Genomic DNA, 12,341 nt, shown 5'->3' with positions numbered 1-12,341 from the left:
GGCGCTTGCGGCGCGGCCCGATTTCATCCATCATTCCCGTGAAGAATGCTCGAAGCTGCAAGCCGCTAGCGGCGACGCTTCGACAAGCGCCTGAGCGTGAAACCGGCGCCGAAACTGTTAGTTGAAGACTCGCGAACAAGCCCGAACCGCGAAAGGCGGACGGGCCCGATTCAGGGAGGCGACAATGACGGTACGTTCCATTCTCAACACCAAGGGCCACCAGATCATGAGCGTCGAGCCCGACGCCAAGCTGGCCGCCGCGGTCAAACTGCTCGGCGAGAAGAAGATCGGCGCGGTGCTGGTGATGGACCAGAGCCGGCTCGAGGGCATCCTGTCGGAGCGCGACATCGTGCGCGTGATCGGCGAGCGTGGCGCCGGCGCGCTGGAGGAGTCCGTGAGCCAGATCATGACCCGCAAGGTCGTGACCTGCAAGGAGACCGATACGGTTGCCGAACTCATGGAGATAATGACCACCGGCAAGTTCCGCCATCTGCCGGTGACCGACAACGGCAAGGTGGTCGGCCTCATCTCGATCGGCGACATCGTCAAGCGCCGCGTCCAGGAATACGAGACCGAGCAGGAAGCCCTGCGCGACTACATCAAGACGGCCTGATCGGCCTCACTCTTGCGCTTTCGGCGCGGTGCCCTCGGGCGGCGGCGCCAGTACGTGGATCGCTTCCTGAATCGAATCCAACGCGCGCTCGGCGGCGCGGGTGCCGAACCCGATGAGGTCGTCGGCGCGGTGGAAGTCGAACCAGCCGAACTGGCCGACGCGCGGCGTGATCAGCAGGTCCGGCGGATCGCCGGCGAGGCGGGCGCGGGTGATACGGTCCTGCATGATGTTGAAGGCGTCCACCATCACCGATGAAATGCCGGGACGCGCGCCGCCGCCGCCGAAGAACTCGCGCTTCACGGTCTTCTCCACCGAGAAGAATCTCGGAAAGCGCCGTTTTGCCGTCGTAACTTCCGACACAGGGACGACCGGTTCGGGACTCGCGCCGTGCGAATAGACCGTCGTGGAATAGGTGAAGATATCGCTGGAAAGATTTGCGGCGATGACGATTTCGGCTCCGAGCGCCCGCGCGGCCGAAACCGGCACCGGATTCACCAGCGCGCCGTCCACCAGCCAGCGGTCGCCGATCAGGACGGGAGAGAAGATGCCGGGCAGCGCATAGGAGGCGCGCACCGCGTCGACCACGCGGCCGCGCGTCAGCCAGATCTCATGGCCGGTGCGGACCTCGGTCGCGACGGCGGCGAATTTCACCGGAAGGTCCTCGATCAGGGTCCGGCCGATCGACTCCTCCAGCCGGGTCGCGAGCTTCTCGCCGCCAATCAGGCCGGAGCCGTTGAGGCGGATGTCGAGATAGCCGAGGATGTTGCGCACCCCTTGCAGGCTGCGACCCCAATCTTCCAGCGTATCGAGCTGGCCGGCCGCATAGGCGCCGCCGACCACGGCGCCGATCGAGGTGCCGACCACGACATCAGGCACGATGCCGTTGGCGAGCAGGGTCCTCAGGATGCCGATGTGGGCAAAGCCGCGGGCCGCGCCGCCCCCGAGTGCCAGGCCGATAACCGGCCGGCGGATGCTGCCGAGGCCGATCTTCTCGCCGTTGGAGCCGTTTGCGCTCCGACCCTTCAAAATGTCCAGCACCGAAACTCTCCTACGCCGGGGCCAGCCCCAATCATCAGACTAGGCACCGGACTTGCTCTCTACCAGAACCAGGGCGAAGCATGGTTTATGCCGCTTTGGAAAGGGCTCGGGGCAGGAGTATGGCGATGACAGCTGCCTGCGGACTAATCACGCAGGCGTCAACCGGGTTCCAAATGACGTATTTCTTGGGGCTCCTGAGGCTTGAATTTGCCGCGTTTTCAGTGAAAAGCAGGTGACATGATTAGCGGGGGTGACGGCATCATCAGATGGCGGCGCAGCGGTTGGCTGCTGCCGGCGCTGATCCTTGCTGCGTGCCTCATTACCCTCGGCCCAGGCGCCGCCCAGGCGCAGCTTTTCTCCGATCGTCCGCCGCCGGTGCCGCCGGCTTCGGTGCCCGACCCCGGTGGCGCCGTCAGCCTGGCGCCGCCCTCTGGGCCGGGCGCTGCACCCCCGAGTCTGCCGCCGACCCTGATGCAGCCGGCTTCGCCCACCATTCCGCCGGCGCTGACCACCGTGCCGTCGGCCGCGCCGCTCAATGCGGCCGTGCCCGGACAGGCCGTGCTGTCGCTGACCGCGAAATACGGCAAGGACTCCCCTGCGATCACCAGCGGCCTGGTCTGGCGGGTGTTTGCCGATCGTCCCGACGAGAACGGCACCTTCAAGCTGATCCGCGAGGACCGCAACGCCACGCCCAGCATCGTGCTGCCGCCCGGCAATTACGTCGTGCACGTCGCCTTCGGCCTTGTCAGCGCGGTGCGGACCGTCAGCCTGAAGGCAGAGACCGACCGCGAGTCCTTCGTGCTGCCGGCCGGGGGCTTGCGCATCGAAGGCCGTGTCGGCACCAGCCGCATTCCGCTGAACCAGATTTCGTTCGCGATCTACAAGGGCAGCCAGTTCGAGTCCGGAGAGCGCGCCTCGTTGGTGCCGAACGTTGCGGCTGGCGACGTCGTGCTACTGCCGGAAGGCACCTACTACATCATCTCCAACTACGGCGACGCCAATTCGGTGGTGCGCTCCGACATCCGCGTCCAGGCCGGCAAGCTCACCGACGTCACCATCACCCACCGCGCCGCCGTCATCACGCTCAAGCTCGTCAGCGACAAGGGCGGCGAGGCGCTCGCCAACACCGCCTGGTCGGTGCTGACCCCGGGCGGCGACGTCATCAAGGAATCGATCGGCGCCTTCCCGCGCGTCGTGCTCTCCGAAGGCGAATACCGCGCCATCGCCAAGAACGAGGGCAAGGTCTACGAGCGCGGCTTCAATGTCGTGAACGGCGTCGACGGCGAAGTCGAAGTCGTCGCGCGCTGAGGCGCCGCAAAAAAATCGAAAACAACCCCATGCAAAGTAGACCTGTCCCGGGCATGACGGGTCTGGAGGTCGGTCACTTCCGATACCGCAACGCCTCCACCAGCACGGCGAAGGCCGGCGCCGGTTGCCGCCGGCTCGGGTAATAGAGGTGATAGCCGGCAAACGGCGCGCACCAGTCGGCGAGCACGCGGATCAGCCGGCCGTCGGCAATCTCGCGCTTCACCATGTCCTCGGGCAGGTAGGCAAGGCCAAGGCCGGCCAGCACCGCATTCATCCGCAACAGGCCGGTGTTGAGCACCAGTTGCCCGTCAACGCGCACCTTCATGACGCGGCCGCGTTTCTCAAATTCCCACGCATAGATCCCGCCATAGGTCGGCAGTCGGAGGTTGAGGCAGTTGTGCTCGGTGAGGTCTTGCGGCAGCTTCGGCTTCGGCTGTGCGGCGAAATAGGCGGGCGTGCCGACCACGGCCATGCGCATTTCCGGTCCGATCCGCACCGCGATCATGTCCTTGGCGACCTGCTCGCCGATACGGACACCGGCGTCGTAACGCTCGGCGACGATATCGGTCAGGCCGTAGTCGACGACGAGCTCGACCTTGATGTCGGGATAGCGCGGCAGCAGCTTTGCCAGCGCCGGCCATAGGATCGTCTGCGCCGCATGTTCGCCGGTGGTGATGCGGACGGTGCCGGCCGGGGTTTCGCGCAGCGCTGTCAGTGCCGACAGTTCCGCATCGATCTCGTCGAAGCGCGGCCCGACATTGCGCAAGAGCCGCTCGCCCGCTTCCGTCGGCGCGACGCTGCGGGTGGTGCGGGTCAGCAGCCGCAGGCCGAGCCGTTCCTCCAGCGCGCGTACAGTGTGGCTGAGCGCGGACTGCGACACGCCGAGTTGGGCGGCGGCGCGGGTGAAGCTGCGCTCGCGGGCGACCGCGAGAAAGGCGAGGAGGTCGTTGATATTGGCTCGGGCCATTCATGAATCCGGATCATGAGTTCATGCCGGTTTTATCACCTAACCGCAGGCTGGCGCGCGGCCTAAATTCCGCATCGAACGTGATTTTCGCAAGGGAGAACTGCGATGCAGACGCGCAAATTGGGCAAGAGCGGTCTCGAGGTCTCGGCCCTCGGCCTCGGCTGCATGGGCCTGAGCTATGGCTACGGTCCCGCGACCGAGACGTCCCAGGCGATCACCTTGATCAGGACCGCCTTCGCGCGCGGCGTGACGTTCTTCGACACGGCCGAGGCCTATGGTCCGTTTGTCAACGAGGAACTCTTGGGCGAGGCGCTCCAGCCGTTCCGCGACAAGGTGGTGATCGCCACCAAGTTCGGCTTCAAGGGAGGCAAGGTCGAAGCCGGGCTCGACAGCCGGCCCGCCAACGTCAAGGCGGTGGCGGAGGCCGCGCTGAAGCGGCTGAAGACCGACCGCATCGATCTGTTCTACCAGCACCGCGTCGATCCCGAGGTACCGATCGAGGACACGGCGGGCGCGATGAAGGATTTGATCCGGGAGGGCAAGGTGCTGCATTTCGGCATGTCCGAGGCCAGCGCGCTGTCCATCCGCCGGGCCCATGCCCTGCAGCCCGTGACCGCATTGCAAAGCGAATATTCGCTGTGGTGGCGCGAGCCGGAGCAGGAAATCCTGCCGACGCTGGAAGAGCTCGGCATCGGCTTCGTTCCCTTCAGCCCGCTCGGCAAGGGCTTCCTGACCGGCGCGATCAGCGAGACCACGACATTCGACCAGAACGATTTCCGCAACATCTTAGCGCGCTTCTCATCCAGCGCACGAAAGGCCAACCAGACGTTGGTCGATCTCCTCGGTAAGATCGCCACGGCGAAGAAGGTGACGCCGGCGCAGATCGCGCTGGCCTGGCTGCTCGCGCGGAAGCCGTGGATCGTGCCGATTCCCGGCACCACCAAGCTGCACCGGCTCGAGGAGAATGTTGGCGCTGCCGCGGTGAAATTGTCGGAAACCGATCTCGCTGCCATCGCCGAGGTGCTGGCCAAGGTCGCGGTGCAAGGCGACCGCTATCCCGCGCATCTCCAGGCGCGAGTCGGCCGCTAGAGCTCGGCATTGCAAAATTCAGCGTCTGACGCCCAGTGAGCATTCGCTTACCGGGCGTCCTCGTTCTTGTGTTCTGATCTGAATACGTATGTCAGCGCTACCAAGCTGCGCCGAGAGGTTTAGTGAAACACCCGCAGCAGGGGCTTATTCCCAAAGCGTCGCGACTTCGTCAGAACCGGTGCAAGATACGTATTTCCGACAATCAATTTTGTTCTCTTTCAGTGCCGCTGCGCTATATGTCGGGCATCCGTCTAGTGGGGGAGGCCGGAGCAGGCTTGTATGCCTGCGAGACCGGCAAGGAGCAGGGGGCCAAGCCCGTCGGCATGTTCGAAGTGATCCTCACCAGGCGCAAACGGTTCGGCTGGCGGTGGCAGGTGTGCGACCAGTCCGGCAAGATATTTGCGGACGGGTTCGAGCGCAGCCGTCCGTCCGCCAAATACCATGGCGAGCGCGCATTGTTCTTTCTGTTGTCGCAGGCCTATCTGCGCAACCGCTCCGCAGCCTCCAGCGAGGACTAGCGGCACCCGCATCTGCGCGTGCACCGCGAAGAGCCCGCGATCGATGTCTAACCGAATGCGGAAGTCGCTTCTCGCAGCAACAACAGGCAGGCGCAGGCCGAGCTCTCCGCGGGAGGCGGCGGACTAGCCGTGCTGCCGCGTCCGCTCGGCGACCGCGATCGCCGGCTGGTCGCGCTCGACATCGGAGCGACGCCGCCAGGCCGCGACACCTTCGTCGGCTATCACCGCGATCTGCGGCGCCTCGCGCGCTTGCGCGCGCTGCTCGATATCGTGATCGAGCGGCTGGCGGGGTGATCATAGATCGTAGATGCGGTAACGGGCCGGCCGCCCGTTACCGCATCTACAATCCCTTGCGTTGCGTGACGGGCAAAACACGCGAGCCGTAGGTCGATACGCGCCGGCGAAAATATTCCACTTTACCGAAATTCGGAATTGCGTATATTTCGCCTCACTCCGGCCCAAGGAAGAGGGGCGTATCGCGATCGTCACGACACGCGGGCCGGACGGCGGTGGACGCAAGCAGCACTGGCGCGAATAGCTTCGCAGGGCGGGCAACCGTGAGCGAAAGCGTCGCGAACACGACCGGTGCGGCCTGCGTACGGCAAAATCGTGCGGTCCTGGCGCCCGAATCTGGCGCCAAGTCTTGTGGTGGTGCATCGGCCCAACCGGGCGCGCGCATCAGCCATCCGCAAGGCGACGGGGGCAATTGGGTTCGACTCCCCGGGGAGCTCACGACATAAACCGTTTCAACCACTGCGCAGGGAGAGTGCTGGCCAAAAAAGCCTAGACATATCAATGTGCTGACGGCGCTGTGTCTACATTTGTGTCGCGATCCGGTGACGGTCCGGCCGCGAGAAAATTATATGAACTCCTATCAAGTCCTGTGGATGGCGGTGAAGGCTGGCGGCGGGTGGGACGGTCGCGCTACGATCAACGGATGGCGAATCCTTGACCAATAAGATCCTGCCCGCCCTGCTGGTGTTCGGTGTGGTAGCTGCTGCGCAAAGCACGCGAGCAGAGCCCGTTAGCTTTTCGGGAAATGAGGTTTTAGAGTCGTGTCGGCGCTACGCCATGTTCAAGCAGCCGATCTCAACTGACGACGCTCTTTTTATAGGCGATTGCGCTGGGATGACGCGGACACTCGCTGCGATTGGCAGCCACCTTCCGCCGAAAATTCGTTTTTGTGTGCCGGGGGCCGTTACATTCCAGCAAGCCGGTAAGGTTTTCGTGGCTTTTCTCGATGCCCACCCTGAAAGGCTCCAAGAACTTTCTACTGTCCTAGCAATCGAAGCTTTCCGAGCAGCTTGGCCCTGCAAATCAAATTAGGCGACTGCAATTTTCAAATTAAGCCACCGAGGTTGGAAACGGACCAGTATTGATTCGCGAGGCGGGGTGATCCCGGCAAGACGGATCAGATTGCTTTAATAATTTAATCGGCCCGGACCGGGTAGTCCGGGCCGACTTTTACTTCAGAGTCTGTCCGGGATCATGCTGTTTTTTGGCAGAGCTTTCGCAGCATGAGGCGGATTGAGGCGAGGCGCAAGAACGCCAATGCCTTTCGGTTGAGGCACTCCCAATCCTTGGCCAAACGGCGGCAGCGGTTGAGCCAGGCGATGGTGCGTTCGACGATCCATCGCTTGGGCAAGATCGCAAAACTCTTTGCTGTATCGGAGCGCTTGACGATCTCGACGTCGATTTGCCGGAGGATTTTGCGAACGGCGGACTGAAAGATCGGCCCCTGATAGCCGCCGTCAGCATAGAGCTTCAGCAGGAATGGATGCAGGCCAAACAGCGTGGCCATCACCAGCACCCCACCGTCACGATCCTGGATGTCCGCCGAATGCACGAGGGCGTGGAGCAGCAAGCCTTGAGTATCGACTAGGATGTGGCGCTTCTTGCCCTTGATCTTCTTGCCCGCATCGTAGCCATGCGGGTCGATCCACGCCCCCCTTTTTCCGCGCTCTTGACGCTTTGACTGTCGATGATGGCGGCGCTCGGGCTGGGTTCTCGGTTAGCCAATTCTCGACATTGTACATAGAGCGCGTGATGGATGCGATCGAGCGTGCCGTTCCAAGCCCACAAGTCAAAATAGTCGTGCACCGTGCTGCGTGGCGGCAGGTCCTTCGGGATCGCTCGCCATTGGCAACCGGTGCTCAGCACATACATCAGGCCATTGATCACCTCGCGCACATCGACCGTGCGCTTGTTGCCGCCTCGCTTGGCTGGCGCAATCAGCGGCTCCACCAACGCCCATTCCTCATCAGTCAAATCGCTTGGATAGCGTAGCCGGCTTCGGTCGTAACGACCGCGGTTCTCCTTCGTCCACATGGGCGCCCCTTCGAATCGGACCGCCACCCTTGAATCACAAATGATTCCGATGATTCAAGATGTTCCCGGACAGACACTAAGAATTCCATCTCGCGAGAGTTTGTATTCTCGAGCCGACAGGACATCCCCGAGATTCCGGGAGTGAGGGAGGCGTTTGTCGGCTTCATACCCGCGCAGCATTATCTTCCAATTGTCTGCGACAATGACGAAATTGTGCGGAGCGTTTTCTATGACAACGTCCGGGATTGGCAGGGATACAACGGCGTAAATGATGAAATTCGCTCAACCCTGCAATCGGATCGCCGAAAACGGTTCGTGCTGATGAACAACGGCATCACGATCATTGCTAGGAATATGACGCACACCGGCAGCAAGTTCGTCATTGAAGATTTTCAGATCGTGAACGGCTGTCAGACGAGCCACGTACTGTTCGAAAACAAGGAGCATCTCGACGCATCCGTCCTCGTGCCACTACGTCTGATCTGGACGCAGGATGAGGAAGTGATCGAAGATATTATCCACGCAACAAATAAGCAGACTGAAGTCACCAGCGAGCAGTTCTTTGCTATCACCACATTCGCCCGACACCTTGAAGCATTCTTCAAGAATTTTCCGGAAGGAAAGAGACTTACTATGAGCGACGCTCTCGCCAATACGATGGTCTGCCGATAGAGAAAACCCGCGTCGTGCTTCAAACGAATGCTGTTCGGGCTTTTTCGGCGATGTTTCTTGCTGAACCTCACAGCACGGTTCGCCGCTATAAAAGTCTTTCAGACCGTGTCGGCAAGGATATTTTCATTCATGAACACAAGCTCTATCCCTATTACACCTCAGCTTACGCGCTGTACCTATTGGAGTTTCTTTTCCGCAATCAGAAGGTAGACAGTAAATACAAGGTTGCTAGGTTCCAAATTCTCTTGGCGGTTCGTCTGCTGGGCAACGACAGTCCGATTCCAAAATGGAACGCGAATGCAATGGACAAGTACTGCGAGGCTATTTGCGAGAGCCTCTGGGACTCCTCAAAAGCTGACGCGCTGTTCGACAAGGCCCTCAAAGCAATCGATGCGGTTGCTGGAGCGGGTCTGGATCGTGATAAACTTCACGAAGCGAAATTCACCGAAGAACTGATGCTCTATTGCGCCATAATGTGATTTCCTGCGCCTTGTTCCGGAGGGTTGCAAATTCGGCTTCACAACATCTTGGATGCAATCACCACACTGCCAAGGGCGGCAGACGCCCAGACCAGCGCTTGGTAAATCCAGAGCTGACGGTGGATCATTGACGCGCCTCCCTTGGACTAGAAGACAGGCGTTCGACCGCAGCCGTGCCCTTCGCGATCAATGAATGTCGGGATCACATCTTAAAGAGTGCGAAGGCGAGCAGCGCCACCGGCAGCAAGCCGAGCACAACGACTGTGATACGGAAGACCGGTTCACTGCCCATGGGCGGGATCGTAGCGGGCGATGGCCGACAGCACCTGTGCAGTTGTGCCAGCTATGGTCGAAACAGTCGCGGAATTCGGCAAGGGCCGATGCAACTCCGGCGGGGGAAACATCAGAGCGATGGTGAAGGTCAACGAGTATCTGAACGTCCCGGATGGTTTAGAGAAAAGCTATCGCGGCTTGCTCAATGAACTCTGTCAGGAAGCAAATGATTTGCAGCGATGGCAGCCAGATGAGTTTAATCAGCACTCGGCTGCCATTCATGAGGCGTCGCACTGTGTCGTCGTCGCGCGTGAGGGGTACGCACCGAAGGACGCGCGCGTTTTTCAAAGCGACGGTAACTGGCTTGGCGACTTCCATATCGACTGGCCAGAAGCAACTATGCGCCACGATGTCGGCTCGCCGGAATTTCTAGCTCACCTGCGCATCATACTGGCCGGCCGACGCGGTGAACTATTGTTTCTTGGTGATAAATTCTGCCTGCGCGCGGGGCTCGACGAACTGACCTATGCGCTGCTGATGATCATGCCGGCGATTATGGCGCAGACCGGTGGTGACAGGGAAGCCTGCGACGAACTCTACGGCCCCACCTGGGAAACACTGCTGGCAGAGATCGACGAAACGTTGTTCGCACATCGTCAAACCGTAATGGCAATCGCCAAAAAATTAACTCTGAAAGGCTCACTGCGCAGCCGCAAGCTCTCTCAGCTGGTTGCCACGGTGCCGCCACGCTCAGCGCAGCCACCCCTTCGAATGCAGCATGAGCTTCACGTTGCTTATGACCCGTTGGCCTATCCGGCCTCGGACTCAAGGCGCGCAGAATTCATTCAGCGCAAGCAGCTAGGCAAGTGAAGCACGTCATGACTCGCCGGGGCGGCTAGGACAGGTGGTCGGTGCGCTTCTCAGAAGCAAAAGCGCCGCCCGCTTAAATGAAGCGCAGGCGGCGGATACCAGCCCCGGGAGGGAGATTGTAAAATCCCGATACCTGTATGTCTGCACGCGTCGTGCCAAGGTTCATCGTGCCGGGACGAGACACCCGCAGAGGGGAATTAGGGGCACTAGAGCAAACGGCGTCGCGTCGCGGTCGCTCCGGCAACGCAATGGGCGAGCGCCGTCCCGTAATTCTACGGAGCCCTAAGAGTAGGCATTGCCGTTGCCTGTCTTCGATCTTTGGCATCTACTTCAGATTGATTTTATGACGATCCAAATGTTTTTCGGACGAGGGCGCATGAGCGTCAAAGCCATGATGGCGATGATTCTCCAAAACCAGCTGACGTTGGGCGGCGTGCATTCCCTCACGCCATCGGACTACGAAGACATCGTAGAGTCGCTGATCGAGCAGCTCAGAGAGCTGGAGCTTAACTTGTGAAGACCATCTCGGCTTGAAGCGTTGCGTAGCTATCAATGGCGCTTACGTCGGCATGGGCGGGCCGCCCGCGCGGCGCGGTGCGGCTGCCACATCTGAGCAACATGATGTTGCCGAGATCGATGCCGAGATCAGAGGGGCGCTCACCAAGATCGGTACTGACGACCATCATGCGTGACGTCGGCTCTCAGGGGCAAAACAGAAGTGTTTTGCTCCCTCTGAGGCTTACCGGGTCTGTCCCAACGCGGACCTGCCGCCATGCGACAGGTCAAAGCTCATGGCGGGATTACTTGACGTAACAGCAAGTTGGTAGAATTGTATCTATCTAGGACGCCCGACCCTGCGGAACGAAGATACGTCCGAGCGGTCCCGCGCCTTCTGTTTGTGGCCCACGTTGTTGGCAGGAATAGGAGGTAGCAATGGCTGTCGAGTATACTTCACACGCGCCATATCATGCAGGCCCTTCTCGGCGGCAGTTTTTCTGCGATGAGGTTGGGCGTCGAGAATTTGTCTGCGGCGGCGGCGCCAGTATCCTGAGTGTGATACTTGCCACGCTCCTTGCCGGCTCCAAACCGGCTAGAGCCCAAGCCGTCACTGGATCGGTGCCTGAGCTTGACCGGATTGCCGTCCGGATAGTGATCGACAGCTATCAGTTTGCTGTCTCCCCGAGCAGGAAGCTGTCCAATCTTGATGTCCAACACTTCGGCTGGGGTCTCAGCGACAAGCCGCCGGGCAGAACGTTAATAAGTGAATTCGGCCTTGCGATGCAGGTCCAGTCGCAGCGCGGTAACGAGACGCGCAATATCCTCATTGATTTCGGTTTCACGCCGGAAGCACTTCTCAACAACACAAGTCTGCTTGGAATTGATCCCGCGACTATCGACGCACTTGTGCTGAGCCACGGGCACCAGGACCACTTTGGCGGCCTCGTCGGTTTCTTGCAGGCGCACCGTGGCAAGCTAAAGCCCAAACTGCCGTTGTTTGTCGGCGGCGAAGGATGCTTCTGCGCGCGCGAGTGGACTGCGCCCCCGGTGCGGGGCAACTTCGGCGTCATCGATCGCAAAGCACTCGAGGAAGTCGACGTCGCCGTAACCTCCACTGAGAGACCTGCCTTGGTTGCCGATCACGCCGTGACCACGGGGCAGATTAACCAGAGGAGCTTCGAGAAGGTGCTGTCGCCGAGCGCAATGACCATTGGTTTCGACCGAGGCGTCGGATGTTATCCCGAGCGCCTCAGCGAGGCGGAACGCAGTGCGCCCGTTGTCCCGGATCAATTTCAGCACGAGATCGCGACGGCATTCAATCTGAAAGGACGCGGGCTTGTCGTTCTAACTTCATGCAGCCATCGCGGGGTGGTCAACGCGATCAGACAGGCTCAAGCCGCCTCCGGTGTGGAAAAAATTCATGCGGTGATCGGGGGTTTTCATCTCGCGCCGTACCAAGAGGAATACGTACGAGACACTGTCAAGGCACTCCAGGAACTTGATCCGACTTATGTAGTTCCGCTGCATTGTACGGGCGAACCTTTTTACGAAATCGCGCGCGCTGTAGTGCCGACGAAGCTCTTACGCTCGTACACCGGAACTCGCTTGGTTTTCGAGGCGTGAGTGGAGCGCGCGGCCGCTATCGGGGGCAAGGCGGACTTTCGGCCAAGGTGACCACATAATCGTAG

13 protein-coding genes and 2 pseudogenes are annotated in these 12,341 nt (G+C 60.7%); 11 read left to right on the top strand and 4 right to left on the bottom strand.

Annotated features, from left to right (window positions below):
• Positions 1 to 184: 184 nt before the first annotated feature.
• Positions 185 to 613: a CBS domain-containing protein gene (locus IVB18_RS32530; protein ID WP_247984417.1), complete on the top strand. Its 429-nt coding sequence runs from the start codon at positions 185 to 187 to the stop codon at positions 611 to 613.
• A 6-nt stretch (positions 614 to 619) separates the two neighbouring features.
• Here the strand turns inward: IVB18_RS32530 and IVB18_RS32525 are convergent, their stop codons facing one another.
• On the bottom strand, positions 620 to 1,651 hold the full coding sequence (locus IVB18_RS32525; protein WP_247984416.1) for a patatin-like phospholipase family protein: 1,032 nt from the start codon (positions 1,649 to 1,651) through the stop codon (positions 620 to 622).
• Positions 1,652 to 1,888: 237 nt separating this feature from the next.
• Between IVB18_RS32525 and IVB18_RS32520 the strand changes: the two genes are divergently transcribed.
• Positions 1,889 to 2,959, top strand: a complete 1,071-nt coding sequence (locus IVB18_RS32520; protein WP_247984415.1) for a hypothetical protein — start codon at positions 1,889 to 1,891, stop codon at positions 2,957 to 2,959.
• 73 nt (positions 2,960 to 3,032) lie between these two features.
• Here the strand turns inward: IVB18_RS32520 and IVB18_RS32515 are convergent, their stop codons facing one another.
• Complete coding sequence (locus tag IVB18_RS32515; RefSeq protein ID WP_247984414.1) at positions 3,033 to 3,926, bottom strand: LysR family transcriptional regulator; 894 nt, start codon at positions 3,924 to 3,926, stop codon at positions 3,033 to 3,035.
• A 105-nt stretch (positions 3,927 to 4,031) separates the two neighbouring features.
• Here IVB18_RS32515 and IVB18_RS32510 point away from each other — a divergent pair, with 105 nt between their 5' ends.
• The 4 genes and pseudogenes from IVB18_RS32510 (at position 4,032) to IVB18_RS32495 (ending at position 6,859) form a co-directional block, all read left to right on the top strand.
• Positions 4,032 to 5,015 carry an aldo/keto reductase gene (locus IVB18_RS32510; RefSeq protein WP_247984413.1) on the top strand — a complete coding sequence of 328 codons (984 nt, stop codon included), beginning with the start codon at positions 4,032 to 4,034 and terminating at the stop codon, positions 5,013 to 5,015.
• Between the two features lie 122 nt (positions 5,016 to 5,137).
• Complete coding sequence (locus tag IVB18_RS32505; RefSeq protein ID WP_247984412.1) at positions 5,138 to 5,533, top strand: hypothetical protein; 396 nt, start codon at positions 5,138 to 5,140, stop codon at positions 5,531 to 5,533.
• A 51-nt stretch (positions 5,534 to 5,584) separates the two neighbouring features.
• Positions 5,585 to 5,827: pseudogene (locus IVB18_RS32500) on the top strand (LysR substrate-binding domain-containing protein); the annotation flags it as partial.
• Positions 5,828 to 6,481: 654 nt separating this feature from the next.
• Entirely contained in the window at positions 6,482 to 6,859 is a 378-nt protein-coding gene (locus tag IVB18_RS32495) for a Rap1a/Tai family immunity protein (RefSeq protein ID WP_247984411.1), read from the top strand.
• A 160-nt stretch (positions 6,860 to 7,019) separates the two neighbouring features.
• Here IVB18_RS32495 and IVB18_RS32490 read toward each other — a convergent pair.
• Positions 7,020 to 7,861, bottom strand: a pseudogene (locus tag IVB18_RS32490) (IS5 family transposase).
• A 141-nt stretch (positions 7,862 to 8,002) separates the two neighbouring features.
• Here IVB18_RS32490 and IVB18_RS32485 point away from each other — a divergent pair.
• From IVB18_RS32485 to IVB18_RS32470, 4 genes are all read left to right on the top strand, one after another.
• Positions 8,003 to 8,533 (top strand): AIPR family protein, encoded by a 531-nt coding sequence (locus tag IVB18_RS32485; RefSeq protein WP_247984410.1) that lies wholly within the window; start codon positions 8,003 to 8,005, stop codon positions 8,531 to 8,533.
• Positions 8,534 to 8,547: 14 nt separating this feature from the next.
• Positions 8,548 to 9,012: a hypothetical protein gene (locus tag IVB18_RS32480; protein WP_346732566.1), complete on the top strand. Its 465-nt coding sequence runs from the start codon at positions 8,548 to 8,550 to the stop codon at positions 9,010 to 9,012.
• A gap of 312 nt (positions 9,013 to 9,324) precedes the next feature.
• On the top strand, positions 9,325 to 10,155 hold the full coding sequence (locus IVB18_RS32475) for a hypothetical protein (RefSeq protein ID WP_247984409.1): 831 nt from the start codon (positions 9,325 to 9,327) through the stop codon (positions 10,153 to 10,155).
• 295 nt (positions 10,156 to 10,450) lie between these two features.
• Positions 10,451 to 10,672 (top strand): hypothetical protein, encoded by a 222-nt coding sequence (locus tag IVB18_RS32470; protein ID WP_247984408.1) that lies wholly within the window; start codon positions 10,451 to 10,453, stop codon positions 10,670 to 10,672.
• On the opposite strand, the gene IVB18_RS32465 is transcribed toward IVB18_RS32470, so the two are convergent.
• Positions 10,662 to 10,841: a hypothetical protein gene (locus IVB18_RS32465; RefSeq protein WP_247984407.1), complete on the bottom strand. Its 180-nt coding sequence runs from the start codon at positions 10,839 to 10,841 to the stop codon at positions 10,662 to 10,664. The genes IVB18_RS32470 and IVB18_RS32465 overlap by 11 nt on opposite strands.
• 247 nt (positions 10,842 to 11,088) lie before the next feature.
• Here IVB18_RS32465 and IVB18_RS32460 point away from each other — a divergent pair, with 247 nt between their 5' ends.
• Complete coding sequence (locus IVB18_RS32460) at positions 11,089 to 12,276, top strand: MBL fold metallo-hydrolase (RefSeq protein ID WP_247984406.1); 1,188 nt, start codon at positions 11,089 to 11,091, stop codon at positions 12,274 to 12,276.
• Positions 12,277 to 12,341 lie beyond the last annotated feature (65 nt).

This window comes from Bradyrhizobium sp. 186 (genome assembly GCF_023101685.1).
In the GTDB taxonomy this organism is placed as follows: Bacteria; Pseudomonadota; Alphaproteobacteria; order Rhizobiales; family Xanthobacteraceae; genus Bradyrhizobium.
This window is presented reverse-complemented; position numbering and strand designations above follow the sequence as displayed.

Coding starts and splice junctions, on each gene's coding strand:
- IVB18_RS32530 (WP_247984417.1), top strand. CDS start 185: ATGACGGTACGTTCCATTCTCAACACCAAGGGCCACCAGATCATGAGC.
- IVB18_RS32520 (WP_247984415.1), top strand. CDS start 1,889: ATGATTAGCGGGGGTGACGGCATCATCAGATGGCGGCGCAGCGGTTGG.
- IVB18_RS32515 (WP_247984414.1), bottom strand. CDS start 3,926: ATGGCCCGAGCCAATATCAACGACCTCCTCGCCTTTCTCGCGGTCGCC.
- IVB18_RS32510 (WP_247984413.1), top strand. CDS start 4,032: ATGCAGACGCGCAAATTGGGCAAGAGCGGTCTCGAGGTCTCGGCCCTC.
- IVB18_RS32475 (WP_247984409.1), top strand. CDS start 9,325: ATGGCCGACAGCACCTGTGCAGTTGTGCCAGCTATGGTCGAAACAGTC.
- IVB18_RS32465 (WP_247984407.1), bottom strand. CDS start 10,841: ATGATGGTCGTCAGTACCGATCTTGGTGAGCGCCCCTCTGATCTCGGC.
- IVB18_RS32460 (WP_247984406.1), top strand. CDS start 11,089: ATGGCTGTCGAGTATACTTCACACGCGCCATATCATGCAGGCCCTTCT.